The organism is Streptosporangium oxazolinicum (assembly GCF_039537505.1).
In the GTDB taxonomy this organism is placed as follows: Bacteria; Actinomycetota; Actinomycetes; order Streptosporangiales; family Streptosporangiaceae; genus Streptosporangium; species Streptosporangium oxazolinicum.
The window spans coordinates 475,664-498,193 of the sequence record NZ_BAABAQ010000005.1; the positions used below are offsets into that span (position 1 = coordinate 475,664).

Here is a 22,530-nt window from a genome sequence, read left to right on the forward strand (position 1 = left end):
CTTCCCGTGACGGACGTGGCACCACACAGGTACGGCTTCTTCACCGACACGAGCATCTGCATCGGGTGCAAGGCCTGTGAGGTCGCCTGCAAGGAGTGGAACGACGTGCCCGACGACGGGTTCGTCTTCCGGGCCACCTCGTACGACAACACGGGGAGCCTGGGGGCCGACACCTGGCGCCACGTGGCCTTCATCGAGCAGCCGGGCGGCGCGAACGGTCAGGAGGGCGTCGAGGGGTGGCTGATGTCGTCGGACGTGTGCAAGCACTGCACGCACGCCGCCTGCCTGGACGTCTGCCCGACCGGGGCGCTGTTCCGCACCGAGTTCGACACGGTGGTGGTGCAGGCCGACGTCTGCAACGGCTGCGGCTACTGCGTGCCCGCCTGCCCGTACGGCGTGATCGACCGCAGGGAGCGCGACGGCCGGGCGTTCAAGTGCACGATGTGCTACGACCGGCTGCGCGGCGGTCTGGAACCGGCCTGCGCCAAGGCATGTCCCACCGACTCCATCCAGTTCGGGCCGCTGGACGAGCTGCGGGACCGCGCCCGGGAACGGGTGGAGCTGCTGCACGGCGAGGGCAGGCCGGAGGCCCGCCTGTACGGGGCGGACCCCGGCGACGGCGTGGGCGGCGACGGGGCCTTCTTCCTGCTGCTCGACGAGCCCGAGGTGTACGGCCTGCCGCCCGACCCGGTGGTCACCACCAGGGACCTGCCCGCCATGTGGCGCTGGGCGGCGGGGGCGGCGCTCTCCATGGCCGGGGTGGTGGCGGTGTCCTTCCTGGGCGGGGGGAGGGGGCGATGAGGCGTTCGTCCGGGTTCCCTCCCGTGAGGGGTGTTCTCAGCGGTGCGGGAGGGGAGTCGGTGACGCGTTCTTACGTGTTTCCTCCTGTCAAGGGTGTTCTCGGCGGTGCCGGAGGGGGGTCGGTGAGGCGTTCGTACGGGTTCCCTCCCGTTCCCGCCCGGGACGGGGAGATATCGGTGGCGCGCCCGGCCGGGGATCGCGTGGACGGCTGCGGGCAGTGGCAGTGGCAGTGGCAGTGGCAGGGACAGGGGCGGGGGTGGCGGAGGTGAGGCGCGGTGAGGAGACGATGGTGCCCGAGGCCGAGTTCCGCTCCTACTACGGGCAGCCGGTCATCAAGTCCCCGGTGTGGCACGAACCCCACATGCCGCTCTATCTATACCTGGGCGGAACGTCCGGTGCCGCGTCGATGATCTCCGCCGTGGCGACGCTCGCCGGGCGTGACCGGCTCGCGCTCACCGCCAGGGTCACCGCGGCCGTCGGTGCCACGGCCGGTGCCGGTTTCCTGGTCGCCGAACTCGGCAGGCCGGAGCGGTTCCTCAACATGCTGCGCGTGTTCAAGCCCACCTCGCCGATGAGCGTCGGCTCCTGGCTCCTCGCCGCCCACAGCGGTCTGACGGCCCTCGCGGCCGTCTCCGCCGTCGCCGTCCCGTACGGCCCGGGGATCACCGGCGTTCCACCCGCGAGGATCGCGGCCTCATCCGCGGCCTCGTTCACGGCCCGGGTAACCGGGCGCGCCTCGCGAATCGCCCCCGTCCCGTACGCCAAGGTCGCCTATGTCGCCCGAGTCGCCAAGATTGCCCATGTCGCCCGGATTCTGCCCGTCGCCGGTGACGCGGCCGCCCTGGCGGCCATGGTGACCGGACCGCTGATGTCGACCTACACCGCCGTGCTCGTCGCCGACACCGCCGTGCCCGCCTGGCACGAGGCCCACCGCGAGCTGCCGTTCCTGTTCGCCGGGAGCGCGCTGGCGAGCGCGGGCGCCATGGCCATGCTGGTCACCCCGCGCCGCGAGGCGGGCCCGGCCCGCGCCGCCGCCGTGCTGGGCGCCGCCGTCGAGACGGCCGCGGGCACGGTGATGGAGCACCGGCTCGGCCTGGTCGGCGAGCCGTACCGGCTGGGCAGGCCGGGCCGCCTGATGCGGACGGCCCGCGCCCTCACGGTGGGCGGCGCCCTGCTCGCCACGGTCGCCGGGCGCGGCCGTACCCTCACCGCGCTGTCCGGTCTCGCCCTCACCGCCGGTGCCCTCTGCACTCGCTTCGGCATCCTCGCCGCGGGCAAGGCCTCGGCCGCCGACCCGAAGTACACGGTGGTGCCGCAGCGGGAGCGCCTGGACGCCGCCGCCGAGTCCCGCACGAGGGAACGGGTGACCTAGGGCCTGTTTTGTGGATCTTTTCGCCTACTGCGGTCGCCCAGGCGGCGCCCCGCGGCGTTGTCGTCGTCGCCCATAACTCCGTTATGAACTCCTCCTCCGCCTTGCGGGACATCCACCTGGACGATCCTCGCTACGGCGAAGATCCACAAAACAGGCCCCAGCACGCGATGACGAGGAGGATCGGGCCGGAGACGGGGCGACCGGCGATCCCTCGCGGGCCGGTGAGATCGGCGATCACCGCGGATCCCTTCCGTTCGGCCTCGGCCCGCCCTGACCGGCGCCGTGATGCGCCTGGAGCCGGGCTATCGCGCTGTCCACGAGCCTGCTGAGTTCTCTCAGGTCGCGTGCCTGACGTGCTCGCTCCCTGGTCTCCCAGTCCTCGATGGCCGCGTAGATGCTGGGGAAGTTTCCGGTCGTGACCCTGATGTCCTGCCCGTTGGCCTCGCGGGTGGCCATGTCGCCGAAGATGTGCCAGTCACGTACGGCCACGGTCGTCTCCTCGTGCCGCCGCGAGAACCAGATCCACCACCGCGTGCGGCTGATCGGCGTTCACCGTCTGGGCCGCGACACCTGTCGCGGGCAGGCGGACCAGGTAGCAGCCGGAGCGCGGCCCCATGGTCACCGTCGCGACCATCCGTCCGCCGTCGCCGTACGCGACCAGCTCCGGCGCGTGGCGCCGACGCTCCGCCAGGGGCACTGGCCTGCCGCTTTCGGACAACTTCAGGACGATCGTGTGAACGGTGTGGGAGCGGACTCTCTCCGCCTTCAGCAGTCGCTGCACGACCGCCAAGGCCCTGTCGTGCTTCTCCGCCGTCGCACCCGTCACCGGTTCGTCTGAGCGTTCCCCGGTGAAGTGCGCTGTCGTTTGTCCGAGGGTCATGTCCATGACGGTAAGTAGCGAACGTCAGGGAGACCAAGGAGTTTTCTTGGGTTTGCTTACTCTGAGGACTCATTGGCCAGCCGAGAGGCTTCCTTGGCGATCAGGGACCTTGCCTCACCACCGTAGACGGCAGATCTGGCAAATGCCTCAAATGACTTTATGTACAGCTCTATCTCGCGTGGCTGTGTTATTTTCAGCTCGGCTGAATGGGTCTCAACCAACACCATTCGTTCATCGAAAATCCAATACCCGTGCAGTGGTGTGACCTCAAGTTCCGCGCGGGCGGGAATGATACCGAGCCGAAGCCTCGGCAGGGTCATGAGGGTCAGCAGGCGCTCAAGCTGACCAATCATCATCTCGCGCTCTGCGCCGTGGGTCTGCAGAGCCGCATGACTGACGACCATATGGAAGCGCCGGTCTCCTCGATAGAGGACCTTCTGACGCTCCATGCGTGCCTGGATTCCGCTATCCAGATCGTCCGGAATGTTGTAAAAATCTATTACTTTAGAAAAAATTATCCGAGCATATTCTTCCGTCTGAAGCAAGCCGGGAATCATGATGGGTTGGAAGACCCGGAACAGATACGTTTCCTCCTCCCAGGCGATCTGGCTTGCTTGGCGATGCTTGGTTCCGGACCTGAACTGGCGTCGCCATTCAACATACTGAGTCTCAATGGTCCGTACTGCGGCTATCAGGTCTGGAACGTGATGTTCAAAGCCGGTATGCAGGCACCATGCGCGAATGTCCGCCTCACTTGGCGCCTGCTTTCCGTATTCTATCTTCGATATCTTGCTGGATTGCCATCCCGCAAGAGACGCCAGCTCGCGACCAGTCAGTTCTGCGTCTTTCCTTAAGTCACGGAGGCGCGCTCCAAGGGCTTCGCGGGCCTGGTTGGCATTACCGGTCAAGATTGCCGCTCACGCTCGGTTCAGGGATTCGATAAATTCTTGGCGGGTGAGGGAGTTTCGCCAAGCGATTTCGCGCCAGACCTCGTATTCGTTCACCTTGGCGGGGTCCGTGACGAGTTCCGCCCCGAGCAGACAGTCATCGCCGTCGAAATGAAGTAATGCTATCCGGCTTGAATCGAATATCCATGCATCGTGTTGCGGCAAGCCGAGATCCATCGCTTGGTCGCGGGCCAGGTATCGGATCTCCTCTCCGGCGGCCAGGTTTCCTTGGACGCTCCACAGTGCGTAACGTGAGTAATCCTTCAGAGGAACGGTCACGATCCGCACCCTTTGGAACCGCTTACCTTCCGAGGTCTTTGCCCTGATGGATTCGAGCCATGGACGGGATCGGATGTACTCCAGGTCGGGATCCCCGTCCATAAACCTTTTTATGGCCTCCTTCTCGTCGGGTGAGTTGTAGCGATCTCGCGACTCCTGGCGATACGCGGTATGCGTAAACGAGTCGAACAGGTCTTGAAAACCCTGTCCAACCACAAGGTTTGCCATTGGTCACTCCGTGAAGTACTTGATCAATTCCTTGGGAATCTCTACTGCGGTTTCATCCGAGGCCAGGTCTCGGAGACCGCCCAGTGCCTCGGAGTCAGAGACAATCGTGCCCTGCACGACATAGGTCCCCCGGTCGGTCGCGTAGACGGTGGGGCACCCGCCGTTGTCCGAGGTCGTGCCCAGGAAGCGTATCTTCATGATCGTCCCTTCGGGTAGGGTTGCCGAGGTTTTCTCGGTTTCTGTGATCCTCGGTTGCGAGCCCCGCAGCGTCAAGCTCTTTCCCAGTATTTGCTAGGAGGATCGACGCGACGTCGAGACTGGTGCTGACGACAGTCCGGACAAAAGCTGTAATTACGGAAACTGGCCGGTCAACCGCCTACTGAATGGTGATTTCGATGGTTGTTCGATGAGATCGGGATCCGTCTACCATCGGGGCCATGAAGTACATGCTGCTGATCTGCGGTGACGAGACCGCGGAGGCCCACGCCATGGACGGTTGCGGCGGGTGGAGCGAGGAGATGGAACGTCGCGGGGTGCTGCGGGGTGGCGCCGGGCTGCGGCCACCGGCCGACGCCACGACCGTGCGGGTACGCGACGACGCGGTTCTGCTCTCCGACGGCCCGTTCGCCGAGACCAGGGAGCAGGTGGGCGGGTTCTGCATGATCGAGTGCGCTGACCTCGACGAGGCCATCGAGATCGCCTCGAAGCACCCGGCCTCCGGCTACGGCTCGATCGAGATCCGGCCGCTCCTGCCGTCGTGACCGGGGAGGAGCAGGCCGGTACAACGGACCCGTCCGGTACAACCGGCCCGGACGGTACAACGGCCTCGGAAGGTACGACCGGCCCGGACGGTATGACGACTGAGGTCGAGGCGGCGGTCGCCCAGGCGTTCCGGGACGAGTGGGGCCAGGTCGTGGCGACCCTGATCCGGATCACCGCCGACTGGGACCTCGCCGAGGAGTGCGCGCAGGACGCCTTCGCGCTGGCCCTGCGGAGCTGGGCCGAGGACGGGATCCCGCGCAGGCCCGGCGCGTGGCTCACCACGGTCGCGCGCAACCGCGCCGTCGACAGGCTGCGCCGCGAAGCGGTCGGCGCCGCCAAGCTGCGGGAGGTGGCCGCCATGTCGTACGAACCCGAACCGGAGGACGGCGACGGCGGCGTGCCGGACGACCGGCTGCGGCTGATGTTCACCTGCTGCCATCCGGCGCTGGCCCTGGAGGCCCGGGTCGCGCTCACCCTGCGCACCCTGGCGGGCCTGACCACCGCGGAGATCGCCAGGGCGTTCCTGGTCGGTGAGCAGACGATGTCCAAGCGCCTGCTCCGGGCCAAGCTGAAGATCCGGCACGCCGGGATCCCGTACCGGGTGCCGCCTGCGCACCTGCTGCCGGAACGCGTGCCCGCCGTGCTGGCCGTGCTGTACCTGCTGTTCAGCGAGGGATACTCGGCCACGGCGGGCGCCGACCTGCTGCGGCCCGACCTCAGCGCCGAGGCGATCCGGCTGGCCCGCGTCCTGACCCGGCTGATGCCCGACGAACCCGAGGCGGCGGGGCTGCTGGCGCTGATGCTGCTGCACGACGCCCGCCGCGCCACCCGGCTCGACGCGGCCGGTGACCTGGTGACCCTGGAGGAGCAGGACCGAGGCCGGTGGGACACCGCCGCGATCACCGAGGGGGAGGCGCTGCTCGGCCGCGCCCTGCGGCGCGGCAGGCCCGGCCCGTACCAGGTGCAGGCCGCCATCGCCGCCTGCCACGCCACCGCGACCGACGCGTCCGGCACCGACTGGGCGCAGATCGCCGCGCTGTACGGGCAACTCGCGCGGTTCACGCCGTCCCCGGTGGTGGAGCTGAACCGGGCGGTGGCGGTGGGGATGGCCGCGGGCCCGGCCGCGGGACTGGAACTGGTGGAGGCGTTGCGGGAGTCGGGGGCGCTGGCCGGGTACCACCTGCTGCCCGCGACCCGGGCCGACCTGCTGCGCCGCCTGGGCCGCGTCGCGGAGGCCGAGGCCGCCTACCGCGAGGCGTTGCGGCTGGCGACGACCGACACCGAACGCCGCTACCTCGGCCGCCGGATCGCCGAGGTGACCGGTTCGTAGTCCCCGGGTGTCCGTTGGCGCCAGGCCCGTTCGTCGGTAGGGCGAACACCTTCCCGGACTTCCCGGGAACCTGGAAAAGAGGACACCGATGGACATACCAAGAGATACGACTCTGCCCGACGCCGCAGGGCTCACGCGATCGGGGGAGCGGCGATGACGCAGACCCCGGAGGCCGAGGTCAGGAGGGCGATCGCCGCCGAGCGCCGCGACCTGGCGGACGTGCTCACCGGTCTGCCGGAGCGGAGGTGGGACGAGCCGACCCTGTGCGCCGGGTGGCGGGTACGGGAGGTCGTGGCCCACATGACGATGCCGTTCCACTACTCGACCGCGCGCTTCATGATCGGAATGCTCAGAGCGCGGGGGAACTTCAACAGGATGGCCGACCGGAGCGCCCGGCGCGACGCGGCCTCCCTGTCGTCCGGCGAACTCGCCGCGCTGCTCAGGGACAACGCGGACTTCGCGTGGAAGCCGCCGGGGGGCGGGTTCGAGGGCGCGCTGACCCACGAGGTGATCCACGGCCTGGACTTCACCGTGCCCCTGGGCCTCGACCGGCACGTCCCCGAGGATCGGCTGCGCATCGTCCTGGGGGGCTTCGAGGCGTCGAAGAGCCTCAGGTACTTCGGGGTCGACATCCGGGGAATCGAACTGCGCGCCGACGACCTCGACTGGTCCATCGGGGACGGGACGCCGATGTACGGGGCCGCGCAGGATCTCATCCTGGTCCTGTGCGGCCGGAAGCTGCCGGAGGGGCGGTTGCGCGGCGAGCCGAGTCACCGGTTCGTCGCGTAGCGGCCACTTCGTCGCCCGGACCGGCCTGCCCGGACCGGGATCGGCTCGGTCCGGGCTGGTCCGGGCTGGTCTGGGTTGGTCTGGGTTGGTCCTGGGTCTGGCTCGGGTCCGGCCTGTCCGGGGCTGACCTGCCCTGGTTCGGCTCAGCCCTGGCCAGACCCGGCCCCAGCCGAGCCCCGGCCTGCCCGTCCCGGTCTGCCCTGTCTTGAGCTGGGCCGGGCCGGGTGGGTCAGCGCAGCCGCAGGGGCGGGCCCTCGCGGGGGACGAGCTCGCCGACGACCGGTGCGCCGGGGATCTCGCCCGCCACGAGCAGGCCGCCGGAGGTCTGGGCGTCGGCGAGCAGCAGCAGGTCCTCCTCGCCGAAACGGCCCGGGTCCAGGTGCGGCACCACCCACGCCAGGTTGCGGCCGGTGCCGCCGCTGACGTAGCCGTCCCGCACGGCCTCGCGGGCCCCGGCCAGATACGGTACGGCCGCCACGTCGACCACCGCCGTGACGCCGCTCGCCCTGGCCAGCTTGTAGAGGTGACCGAGCAGGCCGAACCCGGTCACGTCCGTGGCGCACCCGGCGCCCGCGGCCAGCGCCGCCCGGGAGGCGTCGCGGTTCAGCGTGGTCATCGCGGCCACCGCCTGCGGGAAGACCTCACCGGTCGCCTTGTGCCGGGTGTTGAGCACGCCGACGCCGAGCGGCTTGGTCAGGGAGATCGGCAGGCCCGCCCGGCCGCCGTCGATGCGCAGCAGCCGCCCGGGATCGGCGAGCCCGGTGACGGCCATCCCGTACTTCGGCTCGGGATCGTCGACGCTGTGGCCGCCCGCGACGTGGCAGCCCGCCGCCCGCGCCACCTCCAGGCCGCCGCGCAGCACCTCCCCGGCCAGCTCCATCGGCAGCACGTCCCGGGGCCAGCCGAGCAGGTTCACCGCCACCAGGGGCTCCCCGCCCACCGCGTACACGTCCGACAGGGCGTTGGCCGCCGCGATCCGCCCCCAGTCAAAGGGGTCGTCCACCACGGGGGTGAAGAAGTCCGCGGTGGCCACGATCGCCCGGCCGTCCTCGACGCGGACCACGGCGGCGTCGTCGCCGTCGTCCAACCCGATGACCAGCTCGCCGTTGAGGCGCGGGCGCGGCCCGTCCGCCTTCTCCAGCAGTCCCGCGACGACGGCCTCCAGCTCACCGGGCGGGATCTTGCAGGCGCAGCCGCCCCCGTGCGCGTACCGGGTCAGCCGCACCGCGCCCGGCCCCTGAGGAGCGGCGCCCCGCTCCGCGGTGGTCTCCGCCATGCCGCATCCCCCCCGATTTCCCCTGGTAGATCCGCATGCGCCGTCCGGCATGCCGTCCCAGTGCACGTACCCGCTCGCGGGTATGTTCTCCCTCGGAGGCGTATGGGCGCCTGGTGGCCCCCGCGGTCTTCAAAACCGTTGAGACCGAGGTTCTCGGCCTGGCGGGTTCGATTCCCGTCCGCCTCCGCCAAACGGCGAACACCAGGGCCGGGAGGGACGATCCGGGCCCCGGATCAGGCAGGGAGCGGGCGGGACGACGGTGGCGCCGGGACCCCCCGCGCGACGTACTATCTCGCATGTGACAAGCAGATTCGTCCCGGCGCGGCGCCTGAGCGACCTCGCGCGGCTGCGCCGGGTCCGTGACCGGATCGACCGGGAGTACGCGCAGCCGCTGGACGTCGAGGCGCTCGCCCGCGGCGAGCACATGTCGGCCGGGCATCTCAGCCGCGAGTTCCGGCTCGCCTACGGTGAGTCACCGTACGGCTACCTGATGACACGGCGTGTTGAGCGCGCGATGGCGTTGCTGCGTCGTGGCGACCTCAGCGTGACCGAGGTGTGCTTCGCGGTCGGCTGCTCGTCACTGGGCACCTTCAGCACCCGCTTCACCGAGCTGGTCGGGGTGCCGCCCAGCGTCTACCGGCGCCGGGCGGCGGGCGCGACGGCGGGGATGCCGTCGTGCGTGGTGAGACAGGTGACCAGACCGGTCAGGAATCGAGAAGCGCCGGTTATCGGGTCACGCCTAGCGTGACTGCCATGGACATCACCATTCACGCGAGTTTCCTTCCCCATGACGACCCGGACGCCTCCCTGGCCTTCTACCGCGACGTCCTCGGCTTCGAGGTCCGCAACGACGTCGGATACGAGGGGATGCGCTGGATCACGGTCGGCCCCGCCGGTCAGCCCAGTACGTCCATCGTCCTGCAGCCGCCGGTCGTCGACCCCGGCGTCACCGACGACGAGCACCGCACCATCGTCGAGATGATGGCCAAGGGCACCTACGCCGGCATCGTCCTGGCCACCGCCGACCTCGACGGCGCCTTCGAGCGGGCGCGGGCCGGCGGCGCCGAGATCGTCCAGGAGCCGATCGAGCAGCCGTACGGCGTCCGCGACTGCGCCGTCCGCGATCCCGCGGGCAACCTGATCCGCATCCAGGAACTGCGCTGAGCCGTCCGGCCGCCTCGGCCACGACCCGCGTACGGGCGGCACCGTGAGGGAGCCCGCGCACGACGCCGACCGGGACCGCGAAAGCGGTCCCGCCCAACAGATGCCCCGCCCGACAGATGGAGAGACGATGAGCACGGACACGGCGAGCACGGACACGAGCACGGACACGCGGTCGCCCGCGCCGCACGTCGCCGACAGCCACGACCTGATCCGCGTGTACGGGGCGCGCGTGAACAACCTCAAGGACGTCAGCGTCGAGATCCCGAAGCGCCGGTTGACGGTGTTCACCGGCGTCTCCGGCTCGGGCAAGAGCTCCCTGGTGTTCGGCACGATCGCCGCCGAGTCACAGCGGATGATCAACGAGACCTACAGCGCCTTCGTGCAGGGCTTCATGCCGACGTTGGGACGGCCGGAGGTCGACGTCCTGGAGGGGCTGACGACCGCGATCATCGTCGACCAGCAGCGGATGGGCGCCGACCCCCGCTCCACGGTCGGCACGGCCACCGACGCCAACGCGATGCTGCGCATCGTCTTCAGCCGCCTCGGGCAGCCGCACATCGGCTCGCCCCAGGCCTTCTCCTTCAACGTCGCCACCGTCCGGGCGAGCGGTGCGATCACCGTCGAACGCGGTGACCGCAAGACCGAGAAGGCGACCTTCACCCGCGTCGGCGGCATGTGCACGCGCTGCGAGGGCCGGGGCGCGGTCACCGACATCGACCTCACCCAGCTCTACGACGACTCCAAGTCGCTCGCCGAGGGCGCCTTCACCATCCCCGGCTGGAAGTCGGACAACTTCTGGACCGTACGGGTCTACGCCGAGTCGGGCTTCGTCGACCCGAACAAGCCGATCCGCGAGTACACCCGGAAGGAGCTCCGCGACTTCCTCCACAAAGAGCCGGTTAAGGTGAAGGTCGACGGCGTCAACCTCACCTACGAGGGGCTGATCCCGAAGATCCAGAAGTCGTTCCTGTCCAAGGACCGGGAGGCGATGCAGCCGCACATCCGGGCGTTCGTGGACCGGGCGGTCACCTTCACCACCTGTCCCGAGTGCGACGGCACCCGGCTCAGCGAGGCGGCCCGCTCCTCGCGGATCGGCGGGATCAACATCGCCGACGCGTGCGCGATGCAGATCAGCGACCTGGCCGGATGGGTCCGCGGCCTCGACGAGCCGTCGGTGGCGCCGCTGCTCGCCACGCTGGCGCGGACCCTCGACTCGTTCGTGGAGATCGGGCTGGGCTACCTCTCGCTCGACCGGCCGGCGGGCACGCTGTCGGGCGGCGAGGCGCAGCGCGTCAAGATGATCCGCCACCTCGGCTCCTCGCTCACCGACGTCACCTACGTCTTCGACGAGCCCACCGTCGGCCTGCACCCCCATGACATCCAGCGGATGAACGACCTGCTGCTGCGGCTGCGGGACAAGGGCAACACGGTGCTCGTCGTGGAGCACAAGCCGGAGACGATCGCGATCGCCGACCACGTCGTCGACCTCGGTCCCGGCGCCGGTACGGCGGGCGGCGCCGTCTGCTTCGAGGGCACCGTCGAGGGGCTGCGGGCCGCCGGTACGATCACCGGCCGCCATTTCGACGACCGGGCCGCCCTCAAGGAGACGGTGCGCAAGCCCACCGGGGCGCTGGAGATCCGCGGCGCGACGGCGCACAACCTGCGTGACGTCGACGTCGACATCCCGCTCGGGGTGCTCGTCGTCGTCACCGGCGTCGCGGGCTCCGGCAAGAGCTCGCTCGTGCACGGGTCGATCCCGGCGGGCGAGGGGGTGGTCTCGATCGACCAGGGCGCGATCCGCGGCTCGCGACGGAGCAACCCGGCGACGTACACCGGGCTGCTCGACCCGATCCGCAAAGCGTTCGCGAAGGCCAACGGCGTGAAGCCCGCGCTGTTCAGCGCCAACTCCGAGGGCGCCTGCCCCGGCTGCAACGGCGCCGGTGTCGTCTACACCGACCTGGCGATGATGGCCGGGGTCACCACCACCTGCGAGGAGTGCGAGGGGAGGCGGTTCCAGGCGTCGGTGCTGGACCACCACCTCGGCGGACGCGACATCAGCGAGGTGCTCGCGATGTCGGTGACCGAGGCCGGGGAGTTCTTCGGCGCCGGGGAGGCGCGCACCCCGGCCGCGCACGCCATCCTCACCCGGCTCGCCGACGTCGGGCTCGGCTACCTCAGCCTCGGCCAGCCGCTCACCACGCTGTCCGGCGGCGAGCGGCAGCGGCTCAAGCTGGCCACCCACATGTCCGAGAAGGGCGGCGTCTACGTTCTCGACGAGCCGACCGCCGGTCTCCACCTCGCCGACGTCGAGCAGTTGCTCGGCCTGCTCGACCGGCTCGTCGACTCCGGGAAGTCGGTCATCGTCGTCGAGCACCACCAGGCGGTGATGGCGCACGCCGACTGGATCATCGACCTCGGTCCCGGCGCCGGTCACGACGGCGGCCGGATCGTCTTCGAGGGCACCCCCGCCGACCTCGTCGCCGCCCGCTCCACCCTCACCGGCGAGCACCTGGCGGCCTACGTCGGCACCTGACCCGCCTGACCCGTCTGACCTGCCCGAACCGGCCGGGATCCTCGGCCCGGCGGGTTCGATTCCCGCCCGTCTCGGCCTATGTTCGAAGGGTGGATCCACGCAGGCTCGTGCCGCGCACCGACGCCGTCCTCGCCGACCCTCGGCTGGTCGCGGCGGCGGGGCGGCTCGGGCGTGCGGTCGTCAAGGACGCCGTGGTACGGGCACAGCGGCGCGCGCGGCAGGGCGGGCTCGATCCCGGGGAGGTCGCGGACGCGGCCGTGGCGGCGCTCCCGCCGTACCCGGCGAGCCTGCGGCCGGTGATCAACATGACCGGGGTGCTGGTGCACACCAACCTGGGCCGCGCGCCGCTGTCGGCGGCGGCGGTGGAGGCCACGGCCGCCGCGGCGGGTTACACCGACGTGGAGTTCGACCTGGCCACCGGAGCCCGCGCCCGCCGGGGACGGGGCGCGATGGACGCGCTCGCGCGGGCCGTACCCGCCGCGGGAGACGTGCACGTGGTCAACAACAACGCCGCCGCGCTCGTGCTCGTGGCCACCGCGCTCGCCGCCGGGCGGGAGATCGTGATCAGCCGTGGCGAGCTGGTGGAGATCGGCGACGGGTTCCGCATCCCCGACCTGCTCGTCTCCACCGGCGCCAGGCTGCGCGAGGTGGGCACCACCAACCGCACCTCGTACGCCGACTACCGGGCGGCCGTGGGGCCGGAGACGGGGTTCGTCCTCAAGATCCACCCGTCGAACTTCCTGATCGAGGGCTTCACCGGCTCGGTCGAGGTCGCCGAGTTGTCCGCGCTCGGTGTGCCCGTGGTGGCCGACATCGGTTCCGGCCTGCTCGTACGGGAGCCGCTGCTGCCCGGCGAGCCCGACGCGGCGAGTGCTCTGGAGGCCGGGGCCGACCTGGTCACCGCCAGTGGCGACAAGCTGCTCGGCGGCCCGCAGGCCGGGCTGCTGCTGGGCCGCCGCGACCTGGTCGAACGGTGCGGGAGACACCCGCTGGCCCGCGCGCTCCGGGTGGACAAGCTGACGCTGGCCGCGCTGGAGGCCACCCTGCGCGGCCCCGCCACCCCCGTCCACCAGGCCCTGCACGCCGATGCCGGGCTGCTGGGCGAGCGCGCCGCCGCGCTCGCGGGCAGGCTGGCCGAGGCCGGGGTCGACGCGAGGGCCGTACCGGGCGAGGCGGCGGTGGGCGGCGGCGGGGCGCCGGGCGTGACGCTGCCGAGCGCCGCGATCAGCCTGCCCGAGCGGTACGCCGTGCCGCTGCGGACCGGGGAGCCCCCGGTCGTCGGCCGCGTGGAGGGCGGCCGTCTCCTGCTCGACCTACGCGCCGTGCCCGCCGACCGGGACGGCGAGGTGCTGCGAGCCGTTCTCGGGGTGGGGGGCTGAGGTGTGCGGCGCGGATGGTGGCGGCGGGGGGACCGGTTGCCACGTGGTGCGAACGGTGGTGCGGACGGTGGTGGGGGTGGTTGGTTGCTGTGTGGTGCGGACGGTCGGCCCGGACGGCCGGATGACGCGTGTGCCTTGTGTGATGCATGTGACGTGGGGTGACGGTTGATGCACGTCGTCGCCACGGCGGGCCATGTCGATCACGGTAAGTCCACCCTGGTGCGGGCGCTCACCGGGATGGAGCCCGACCGGCTGGCCGAGGAGCGGCGGCGGGGGCTGACGATCGAACTCGGCTATGCCTGGACGGAGCTGCCCTCGGGGGAGCGGCTGGCCTTCGTCGACGTACCCGGCCACGAGCGCTTTCTCGCCACCATGCTGGCCGGGGTCGGCCCCGCGCCCGCCGTCGTGTTCGTGGTGGCGGCCGACGAGGGCTGGATGCCGCAGTCCGAGGAGCACCTGGTGGCGCTGGAGACCCTGGGGGTGCGGCACGGTTTGCTCGTGGTGACCCGCGCCGATCTCGCCGACCCTACGCAGGCCATGGAGCGGGCACGGGCCCGTCTGGCGGCGGGCGCCCTGGGCGGGGCCGAGGCGCTGGCCGTGAGCGGGCGCACCGGGCAGGGCCTCGACGAGCTGCGGCGGGCCCTGGACCGGCTGGTGGCCGGGCTGCCCGCCCCCGACCCCTCGGGGCCGGTGCGGCTGTGGATCGACCGGGCGTTCACCGTACGCGGCAGCGGAACGGTCGTGACCGGGACGCTGCCCTCGGGCACGATCACCGCCGGGGACGAGCTGGATCTCGACGGCGTGCCCGCGCGGGTACGGGCGCTGGAGTGCCTGAAGGAGCCGGTGACCTCGGTGACCGGTGTGGCCAGGGTCGCGCTCAACCTGCGCGGCGAGGGCGAACCCGGGCGTGGCCTGGCGTTGGTCACCCCGGGCGGGTGGACGTACACCGACCTGGTCGACGTGCGCCTGAGCCCGTCAGGAGCCGGGGGCGGTGACCCGTGGCGGCCCGGCGGACCCGGGGCGGACGGGGACGAAGGCGGTGACCCGTGGCGGCCGGGCGGTTCCCCGGAGGGGCCCGGCGGGCAGGTCCGGACGGGGGGATCCCGGGAGCGGAACCCTCCGCCGCCCGGTGGCGTGGGGCACGCCGGGGGCTGGGACGCCGGTGATCTTCCGGGGCGGCTGACCGCGCACATCGGCTCCGCGGCGGTGGTGTGCGCGGTACGGCCGCTCGGCGGGCGGATCGCCCGATTGCGCCTGGCCGGGCGGCTCCCCCTGCACGCGGGCGACGTGCTGCTGCTGCGCGATCCCGGGCGCGACCGGGGTGAGGTGCGGGTTCTCGCGCGGGCGATCGTGCTCGACCCGCGCCCGCCGGGACTGCGCCGCCGGGGCGCGGCACGCGAGCGGGCGGCCGAGCTGGCGACGGCCCCGCCGGACGCGGCGTCCCTGCTCAGGACCCATCTGCTGCTGCGTACCGGTGACCTGGTCGCGATGGGATGTGTCCCGGGCAGGCCGGTGTGCGGCGACTGGCACGCCGATCCCGTGCACTGGTCGCGGCTGGGGGAGCGTCTCCCCGAGGTGGTGCGGCGCCACGCCTCGGCGCATCCGCTGGAGCCGGGCATTCCGGTGGAGGCGGCCCGTCACGAGCTCGCCCTGCCCGAGCGGCGGCTGGTCGTGGCGCTCGTACGCCCTCCGCTCGCCCTCGACGCCGGGCGGATCGTGAGCGGCCCCGCCGACCGCGCGGTGCTGCCCGCGCCGGTCGTCCGGGCCGTCGAGCGGCTCGGCGCCGAGTTGTCCGCGCGCCCCTTCCAGGCGCCGGAGGCGGGCAGGCTGGCCGAGCTGGGGCTGGGGCCCCGCGAGCTGGCGGCCGCCGTACGGGCGGGGACGCTGCTTCGGGTGGCCGATGGGATCGTGCTGCTGCCCGGCGCGGACGTGCTGGCCGGGCGGGTGCTCGCCCGGCTGCCGCAGCCGTTCACGGTCAGCCAGGCCAGGCGGGCCCTCGGCACCAGCCGCAGGGTCGCGGTGCCGCTCCTGGAACACCTCGACCGCAGGGGGCTCACCGAGCGGGTCGACGAGGTCCACCGCCGCTGCCGTCCTCCCGCCGGATAGGGGAATCCCCGGTCCCGGCGGGAGGGCGGGGGGACGGATTCTGGTGGGTACGGCTCTCCGGTGCCGCTGTGATCGGCGGGTATGGATGGGCGTGGTTCCCTGATGCCCGGTGACCGGTACGCATGCGCGGGTGTGGTTCCCCGATATCGCTGTGACCAGCAGGTATATGGTGAAAAAGAGTGAAAAATCATCTTCGGGTTGGACCTGGCCGTCGCCGTCCCCCTCACCTCCCCTCGCGGGCGGCGACCGGCCACTCCGCCGGCGTCACGCGGAAGGGCACCACGAGGAAGGGAGGACGTCATGCCGAGCAACAGGGCCGTCTCGTACCAGGGGCCGGGCAGGGTGGAGGTCCAGGAGATCGGCTATCCCGGGTTCGAGCTCAAGGACGGGCCCGGGGTGAACCCGGCCAACGTGGGCCGCAAGGTACCGCACGGAGCGATCGTCAAGACCGTCGCGACGAACATCTGCGGCAGCGACCAGCACATGGTCCGTGGCCGCACCACCGCGCCCACCGGCCTCGTCCTCGGCCACGAGATCACCGGTGAGGTCGTCGAGCTCGGCCCGGACGTGGAGTTCGTCAAGGTGGGCGACCTCGTCTCCGTCCCCTTCAACATCGCCTGCGGCCGCTGCCGCAACTGCAAGGAGGGCAAGACCGGGGTCTGCGAGAACGTCAACCCCGACCGGCCCGGTTCGGCGTACGGCTACGTCGACATGGGCGGCTGGGTCGGCGGGCAGGCACAGTACGTCCTGGTGCCCTACGCCGACTGGAACCTGCTCACGTTCCCCGACAGGGACCAGGCGATGGAGAAGATCCTCGACCTGGCCATGCTCACCGACATCTTCCCGACCGGCTTCCACGGCTGCGTCACCGCCGGGGTGAGGCCCGGATCGACCGTCTACATCGCGGGCGCGGGACCGGTCGGGCTCGCCGCGGGCGTCTCGGCGTTCCTCCTCGGGGCGGCCGTGGTCATCGTCGGCGACCTGAACAAGGAACGCCTGGAGCAGGCCCGCAGCTTCGGCTGTGAGACCGTCGACGTGTCGCGGGGCGAGCCGAAGGACCAGATCGAGCAGATCCTCGGCGAGCCCGAGGTCGACTGCGGCGTCGACGCCGTGGGCTTCGAGGCGCACGGCCACGGTATCGACTCCGGCGAGGAGCGGCCCGCCACCGTGCTCAACTCGCTCATGGAGATCACCCGCGCCGGCGGCGCGCTCGGCATTCCCGGCCTGTACGTGACCGGTGACCCGGGTGCCCGGGACGAGGCGGCGAAGCAGGGGTCGCTCTCCATCCGGCTCGGCCTCGGCTGGGCCAAGTCGCTGAGCTTCGGCACGGGCCAGTGCCCCGTCATGCGCTACAACCGCTACCTGATGCAGGCGATCCTGCACGACAGGGTGCGGATCGCCAAGGCGGTCAACGCCGTGCCGATCCCGCTGGACCGGGCACCGCAGGGGTACGAGGAGTTCGACCAGGGCGCCGCGTCCAAGTTCGTGCTCGACCCGAACGGCGTGCTCGGGACATCGGGCTAAGCGTCTTTCGTACGGGCCATTGGTGTGGACCGCCACCCGCGGCGCGGACGGGCCCGTGAGGTGGCCCGGCCGGGACGCGCCACCCTCACGTTTCACGCCTCCACGGGGAGGGGTCGTCGAAGAAGGGCTGGTCGTTTCCGGCGCCCGCGGTGACGGGCGCCTCCTCGGCGAACTCCAGGTCGGGCGGGGGCAGCCGGAACATGCGGGTGAGGTAGGCGAGGTAGATCACCCCCAGGCCGAGCCAGATCAGGCCGAGGGTGACGGCGTGAGCGTCGAGCTGGCTGAGCAGCCACAGGTTGACCGCCGCCCCGATCGCCGGGGCCAGGACGTACGACACCATCCCCAGGGGCCGGCCCGCGCGGCGTTCCCTGAAGTAGAGGGCGATGACGCTGAAGTTGACGAAGGCGAAGGTGGTGAAGGCGCCGAAGTTGATGAACGACGTGGAGGTGGCCATGTCCAGCCGCAGCGCGATCAGGCCGGTGGCGCCGGTGATCACCAGGCCGAACACGGGCGTGCGGCATCTGGGGTAGAGGTAGCCGAACACCTTGCGGGGCAGCACCCCGTCGCGCCCCATCGCGTACAGCAACCGCGAGGTGCTGGCCTGCGCGGCGAGGCCGGAGGCGAACTGGGCGACGACCAGGCCGGCCAGGAAGACCGCGCCGAACAGGCTGCTGCCGATCATCCTGGCGATCTCGAAGGCCGCCGACGAGGAGTTCTCGAAGATGCCGCCGGGATGCACGAGCTGCGTGAAGTACGCGACCACGATGAAGATCATGCCGCCGAGGAACGCGGTCAGCAGGATCGCCCGGGGAATCGTCCTCTCCGGCGCGATGGTCTCCTCCGCGAGGGTGGTGACGGCCTCGAAGCCCAGGAAGGCGTAGGCGGCGATGGCGGCCCCGGCCGCGACGTTGGAGAGCGTGGTGGCCCGGTTGGCGAACGGCGCCGTGTCGAACACCGCTTCGGGCCCCCACGAGCCGGCCACGTAGCCGATCGACAGCAGCACGAAGAAGAGCAGGACCGCGATCTGGAAGGTCATCAGCAGGAGGTTCACCCTGGCCGCGAGCTTGATGCCTATCACGTTGAGCGTGGTCGTCACGGTGATGAACGCGACGATCCACACCCACGACGGGACGCCGGGAAACTGCGCCGACAGATAGGCGCCGCCGATCAGCCAGATGACCATGGGCAGGAAGAAGTAGTCGAGCAGCACCGCCCAGCCCACCAGGAAGCCCGCCCGCGCGTCGATGGTCCGCCGCACGTAGGTGTAGGCGGATCCGGCGATCGGGTAGACCGCGGCCATCTTGCCGTAGCTGAAGGCCGTGAACAGCATGGCCACCAGCGCGAGCGCGTACGCGATGGCGGTCGCGCCGCCGGTGGTCTCGGACACGATGCCGAAGATGCCCAGGACGATCAGCGGCGTCATGTAGGCCAGGCCGAACATCACGACCTCGCCGAGCGTCAGAGCGCGCCTCAGGGTCGGTTCGTTGGGTCGCATGGTCAGCCTCCCGCTGGAGTCCAGCGGGAAGGATCGATTCGTCCCTGGTAGAGAGGGAGGCCGATCGGCTGGTCGGCCTCGGTGAACTGGTCCCACACGCGGTTGAGGCCGGAGGTGCCGTACCTGCGGACCCGGGTGACGTCGTCGAGGTCGAGGACGTCGGTGAGCACGGTGGCGGCCTCGCCCGCCTCGGTCCTGACCCGGCCCTCGGGGTCGGCGACCAGGCTGTGCCCGGTGCCCACCGGGGCGGCCGTGTTGACGCCGACGACGTACACCTGGTTCGCGATCGCGGCGGCGCGTGCCAGTACCAGCTCCTGGGGGCGGTCGCAGGTCGTCGTCATGGCCGGGTTGACGATGACCTCCGCGCCCAGCCACGCGAGATGGCGGGCGACCTCGGGAAACCAGATGTCGTAGCAGATCGCGAAGCCGAACCGGCCCGCCTCCGGGACGTCGAACACCACGAAGCGGTCACCGGGCCGGTGTGACTCGTACGGCCGCCAGGGGAAGATCTTCCGGTACCAGGCGGCGAGACGGCCCTCGGGGGAGAAGGCCAGGGCCGTGTTGTAGAACGCGCCGTCGGGACCGCGCTCGCACACGCTGCCGGGCACCAGCCAGATCCCCAGATCCCCGGCGAGCTCGGCCAGGGCCTTCGAGCGCGGCCCGTCCAGGGGTTCCGCGGACGCCTCCAGCTCGGCGGCCCGCTCGCTCGCCGGGCCGGACGTGCCGTGCAGGTGGAACTCGGGGAAGACCGCGAGGCGCACTCCGGGAAAGCTCCGGGCGAGCTCCTCGACCTCTCGGGCGAAGGCCGCGATCGGCTCCCCGGCCCGCCGGGGAGCCGCCTGCGCGAGCGCTATGGAGAGGGGACGTGACATGGCGTACCTACTTCCCGGCCTTCCCGGCTGCGAAATAAAAAAATATCTCATTATGAGCATTTAAAGCAATTTTGATCACTATGATCTATTTTTCGGCGAGTACGGTGGTGACATGTCCTCCGGCAGCCCCCTCGTCATGCTCAAAGCCCCCGCCCTGGTCGGCATCCGGCGGCTCAACGCGCTCGACACGGTCCGTGCCCGCATCGCGATGGCCGTCGAGCTGGGCCTGCTGAGACCGGGGGAGCGGCTGCCGTCCGTCGGCGAGATCGCCCGCGCCCTCGGCGTCGGTGAGATCACTGTACGGAGGGCACTCGTCTCACTCTGTGACCAGGGTGTCCTGAAGCGGCGGCGCGGGCGCGGCGGCGGCACCATGGTGTCCGAACGGCCCGAGACCGGCGGGGTGCGCGAGATCGAGACCTACCGGTCGGCCGCCGCCGACGTCCACCGGCTGATCGACCAGCGGCTGCTCCTGGAGTGCGGCATCGCGCACCTGGCCGCGACGAACCCGGGCCCTCGGCGGCCGGAGGAGCTGGAGGAGCTTGAGGGGCTGGTGGCGTGCATGGACCGCGCCTCCAGCTGGGCCGAGTTCCGCCCCTGCGACGAGCGCTTCCACATGGCGGTGGCCGCGGCCACCGGCCTGCCACCCGCGGCGGAGCAGTACGGCTCGATCGTGCGGGAGCTCTACCGCTACTACCTGCCCTTCCCCCTCGACTATCTGCGCGAGTCCAACCGGGGACACGCCGAGCTCGTCGCCTCCCTGGCCGAGGGCGACCCGCTGAAGGCGGTCGAGGTCACCCGCCGCCACGTCGAGGTGCTGCACCGGACCATGTTCGTCGGCCTCGGGGACCACCCGGCCAGGCCGGGCTGAGAGCTCCGGGGGGCCGGGGAATTCCGGGACGGCCCGGAAGGGGACGGGGAACCGTGTTCAGGTCCGGCCCGCCGGAGCGGGCCTGAACGCACACAGGACGGCGCCTGGAGCTTCGGCACGATGATGAGCCCGCCCCTCGTGCGGTGACGCCCCCACCGGCGTTCTGGGGGTCGCGACGGCTACTTCCGACGCGATCCTCGGAACCTTTTGCATGAGCCTCGACATAAGCCCTGGATCGCCGCACGACGGGATCGGAGTGGCCGGGCGCCGTGTCCGGCCCCCGCGAGTCCTCGGCATCCCCGCGCTGTCCGCCCGAGGGCCGGGGTGCGTGGGGCGCGGCCGGTAGGCGTGCCGGTGGCGGGGTGCGGCGGGGGACGAGTCGATGACCGGCGCGGATAGGGGCGGGCCGTCGGCGGGAGGGCCGCCGGGAGGCGGCGGCGGGACGGCGGCGTGTGGCCGAGCCGGTGCGGGTGTGGGGGGATTCACTGTGCGTATTCACCATGCGGATCGCCGGAAGGGCGGCGACAGGTTGTGGGGCGGGGGGTGGACATGGGGGGGTGCAGGGAAATTCGATCTTGGGTCACCGTAACAGCCCGCATCCACTTTTGGCTAGACATAAGCGGAAGTTCTGACTCTTGTGGCGCTACTTCTTGACATTTCGCCGAAAATAGCGCGTACTTCGATCGGATGTCGATCTCACTACCCCCTGCAGCATCACCGATCACGACGCGACCGGTCCAGGCCTAGACCCATGTCGCGCGCGAAAGCGGTGTCCGAGCACCCGCAACTCACCCTCACACAAGCATCACCGATTGGGGAACCATGACCGAGGTAGGCAGAGGCATGGCGAAAAGCCTGCTCTCCCGGCGTGCCTTCACCACGTCCGCGGCGGCTGCCGCGCTGGCACCATTGGTCACAGCGAATCCGACCGCGGCGTCGACCCAGGCCGATACGGCCGGCACGAGCGCGGGCGCGGTCCGCCGCATCACCCTGTACGCCGAGCGGCTGGAGAACGGCCAGCTGGGCTACGGCCTGGAGCCCGGCAAGGCCACGATTCCCGGGCCGCTCATCGAGATGGTCGAGGGCGACACGCTTGAGATCGAGATGGTCAACAACCTGACCGTGACGGCGAGCCTGCACGTCCACGGGGTGGACTACGACGTGGCCAGCGACGGTACGAGACTGAACGAAAGCGTGGTCGAGCCCGGGGGCCGGCGCACCTACATCTGGCGCACCCACGCACAGGGCAAGCGCGGTGGCGGTACCGGCATCGAGCCCGGCAGTGCGGGCTACTGGCACTACCACGACCACGTGGTGGGAACCGATCACGGCACGGGCGGCATCCGGCAGGGGCTGTACGGCCCGCTGGTGGTCCGGCGCAAGAAGGACGTCAAGCCGGACAAGACGTTCACCGTCGTCTTCAACGACATGATGATCAACAATCGCCCCGCGCACCAGGCGCCGGAGTTCGTCGCCAAGGTCGGCGAGCGGGTGGAGTGGATCGTGATCACCCACGGCGAGCTCTACCACACGTTCCACATCCACGGGCACCGCTGGGCCGACAACCGCACCGGCATGCTGGAGAGCCTCGAGGATCCGAGCCGGATCATCGACACCAAGATCACCGGGCCCGCCGAGTCGTTCGGCTTCCAGCTGATCGCGGGCGAGCGCGTCGGCCCGGGGGCGTGGATGTACCACTGCCACGTCCAGAGCCACTCCGACATGGGGATGGCCGGAATCTTCACGGTGACGGACGCGGACGGGAACGTGCCGGGTCAGCCGGGCGGTCAACCGGGCGGCGGTCACTCGGGCGGTGACCACACGGGCCACTGACGGCCACGCACGCCCGGCCCGGCCTCCGGGCCACCCCCCCCGCGACCGGATCCGGTCGCCCCGTGCCGTACGAGCACGGCCCTAAGCAGACA

General features: G+C 70.9%; 21 protein-coding genes and 1 tRNA gene. 14 read left to right on the top strand and 8 right to left on the bottom strand.

The features are described from left to right. Positions 1 to 6 precede the first annotated feature (6 nt). Together ABD817_RS17390 and nrfD are read left to right on the top strand one after the other, a co-directional pair. The gene (locus ABD817_RS17390; RefSeq protein ID WP_425583375.1) at positions 7 to 801 is read left to right on the top strand and encodes a 4Fe-4S dicluster domain-containing protein; all 795 of its coding nucleotides are present in this window, start codon (positions 7 to 9) and stop codon (positions 799 to 801) included. A gap of 265 nt (positions 802 to 1,066) precedes the next feature. Continuing rightward, the gene (gene nrfD, locus ABD817_RS17395) at positions 1,067 to 2,173 is read left to right on the top strand and encodes an NrfD/PsrC family molybdoenzyme membrane anchor subunit (RefSeq protein WP_344918989.1); all 1,107 of its coding nucleotides are present in this window, start codon (positions 1,067 to 1,069) and stop codon (positions 2,171 to 2,173) included. 234 nt (positions 2,174 to 2,407) lie between these two features. On the opposite strand, the gene ABD817_RS17400 is transcribed toward nrfD, so the two are convergent. From ABD817_RS17400 to ABD817_RS17420, 5 genes are read right to left on the bottom strand one after another with little or no spacing between them, the layout of a single operon-like run. Then, on the bottom strand, positions 2,408 to 2,662 hold the full coding sequence (locus ABD817_RS17400; protein ID WP_344918991.1) for a hypothetical protein: 255 nt from the start codon (positions 2,660 to 2,662) through the stop codon (positions 2,408 to 2,410). Further along, positions 2,649 to 3,053, bottom strand: a complete 405-nt coding sequence (locus tag ABD817_RS17405) for a hypothetical protein (RefSeq protein ID WP_344918992.1) — start codon at positions 3,051 to 3,053, stop codon at positions 2,649 to 2,651. The genes ABD817_RS17400 and ABD817_RS17405 overlap by 14 nt, the downstream gene beginning before the upstream one ends. 56 nt (positions 3,054 to 3,109) lie before the next feature. Further along, positions 3,110 to 3,961 (bottom strand): helix-turn-helix domain-containing protein, encoded by an 852-nt coding sequence (locus tag ABD817_RS17410; protein WP_344918993.1) that lies wholly within the window; start codon positions 3,959 to 3,961, stop codon positions 3,110 to 3,112. A 9-nt stretch (positions 3,962 to 3,970) separates the two neighbouring features. Continuing rightward, positions 3,971 to 4,507, bottom strand: a complete 537-nt coding sequence (locus tag ABD817_RS17415) for a DUF6879 family protein (RefSeq protein WP_344918994.1) — start codon at positions 4,505 to 4,507, stop codon at positions 3,971 to 3,973. Between the two features lie 3 nt (positions 4,508 to 4,510). Then, positions 4,511 to 4,705: a hypothetical protein gene (locus tag ABD817_RS17420; RefSeq protein WP_344918995.1), complete on the bottom strand. Its 195-nt coding sequence runs from the start codon at positions 4,703 to 4,705 to the stop codon at positions 4,511 to 4,513. A 239-nt stretch (positions 4,706 to 4,944) separates the two neighbouring features. Here ABD817_RS17420 and ABD817_RS17425 point away from each other — a divergent pair, with 239 nt between their 5' ends. The 3 genes from ABD817_RS17425 to ABD817_RS17435 all read left to right on the top strand — a co-directional run bounded on the left by ABD817_RS17425 (position 4,945) and on the right by ABD817_RS17435 (position 7,388). Then, on the top strand, positions 4,945 to 5,268 hold the full coding sequence (locus tag ABD817_RS17425) for a YciI family protein (protein ID WP_344918996.1): 324 nt from the start codon (positions 4,945 to 4,947) through the stop codon (positions 5,266 to 5,268). Between the two features lie 92 nt (positions 5,269 to 5,360). Then, entirely contained in the window at positions 5,361 to 6,599 is a 1,239-nt protein-coding gene (locus ABD817_RS17430; protein WP_344918997.1) for an RNA polymerase sigma factor, read from the top strand. A 153-nt stretch (positions 6,600 to 6,752) separates the two neighbouring features. Beyond that, positions 6,753 to 7,388: a maleylpyruvate isomerase family mycothiol-dependent enzyme gene (locus ABD817_RS17435; RefSeq protein WP_344918998.1), complete on the top strand. Its 636-nt coding sequence runs from the start codon at positions 6,753 to 6,755 to the stop codon at positions 7,386 to 7,388. Between the two features lie 229 nt (positions 7,389 to 7,617). Here ABD817_RS17435 and selD read toward each other — a convergent pair whose 3' ends face one another. Continuing rightward, complete coding sequence (gene selD / locus ABD817_RS17440; RefSeq protein ID WP_344918999.1) at positions 7,618 to 8,664, bottom strand: selenide, water dikinase SelD; 1,047 nt, start codon at positions 8,662 to 8,664, stop codon at positions 7,618 to 7,620. A 94-nt stretch (positions 8,665 to 8,758) separates the two neighbouring features. Between selD and ABD817_RS17445 the strand changes: the two genes are divergently transcribed. The 7 genes from ABD817_RS17445 to fdhA all read left to right on the top strand — a co-directional run bounded on the left by ABD817_RS17445 (position 8,759) and on the right by fdhA (position 17,370). Next, positions 8,759 to 8,854 (top strand) — tRNA-Sec (locus tag ABD817_RS17445). 99 nt (positions 8,855 to 8,953) lie between these two features. Further along, the gene (locus ABD817_RS17450; protein WP_425583381.1) at positions 8,954 to 9,412 is read left to right on the top strand and encodes a helix-turn-helix transcriptional regulator; all 459 of its coding nucleotides are present in this window, start codon (positions 8,954 to 8,956) and stop codon (positions 9,410 to 9,412) included. A gap of 5 nt (positions 9,413 to 9,417) precedes the next feature. Next, positions 9,418 to 9,828, top strand: a complete 411-nt coding sequence (locus ABD817_RS17455; RefSeq protein WP_344919001.1) for a VOC family protein — start codon at positions 9,418 to 9,420, stop codon at positions 9,826 to 9,828. A gap of 127 nt (positions 9,829 to 9,955) precedes the next feature. Beyond that, positions 9,956 to 12,361, top strand: a complete 2,406-nt coding sequence (locus ABD817_RS17460; protein ID WP_344919002.1) for an ATP-binding cassette domain-containing protein — start codon at positions 9,956 to 9,958, stop codon at positions 12,359 to 12,361. Positions 12,362 to 12,450: 89 nt separating this feature from the next. Next, positions 12,451 to 13,740: an L-seryl-tRNA(Sec) selenium transferase gene (gene selA, locus ABD817_RS17465; RefSeq protein ID WP_344919003.1), complete on the top strand. Its 1,290-nt coding sequence runs from the start codon at positions 12,451 to 12,453 to the stop codon at positions 13,738 to 13,740. 168 nt (positions 13,741 to 13,908) lie between these two features. Further along, a complete protein-coding gene (locus tag ABD817_RS17470; protein WP_344919004.1) occupies positions 13,909 to 15,846 on the top strand; it encodes a SelB domain-containing protein in 1,938 nt (645 codons plus the stop codon). A 300-nt stretch (positions 15,847 to 16,146) separates the two neighbouring features. Continuing rightward, positions 16,147 to 17,370 (top strand): formaldehyde dehydrogenase, glutathione-independent, encoded by a 1,224-nt coding sequence (gene fdhA, locus ABD817_RS17475; protein WP_344919005.1) that lies wholly within the window; start codon positions 16,147 to 16,149, stop codon positions 17,368 to 17,370. 85 nt (positions 17,371 to 17,455) lie between these two features. Here the strand turns inward: fdhA and ABD817_RS17480 are convergent, their stop codons facing one another. Further along, entirely contained in the window at positions 17,456 to 18,865 is a 1,410-nt protein-coding gene (locus ABD817_RS17480; protein ID WP_344919006.1) for an APC family permease, read from the bottom strand. Positions 18,866 to 18,867: 2 nt separating this feature from the next. Next, positions 18,868 to 19,737 (bottom strand): carbon-nitrogen hydrolase family protein, encoded by an 870-nt coding sequence (locus ABD817_RS17485; protein WP_344919007.1) that lies wholly within the window; start codon positions 19,735 to 19,737, stop codon positions 18,868 to 18,870. Between the two features lie 112 nt (positions 19,738 to 19,849). Here ABD817_RS17485 and ABD817_RS17490 point away from each other — a divergent pair, with 112 nt between their 5' ends. After that, the gene (locus tag ABD817_RS17490) at positions 19,850 to 20,605 is read left to right on the top strand and encodes a FadR/GntR family transcriptional regulator (protein WP_344919008.1); all 756 of its coding nucleotides are present in this window, start codon (positions 19,850 to 19,852) and stop codon (positions 20,603 to 20,605) included. An 843-nt stretch (positions 20,606 to 21,448) separates the two neighbouring features. Further along, complete coding sequence (locus tag ABD817_RS17495; RefSeq protein WP_344919009.1) at positions 21,449 to 22,438, top strand: multicopper oxidase domain-containing protein; 990 nt, start codon at positions 21,449 to 21,451, stop codon at positions 22,436 to 22,438. Positions 22,439 to 22,530: the final 92 nt, after the last annotated feature.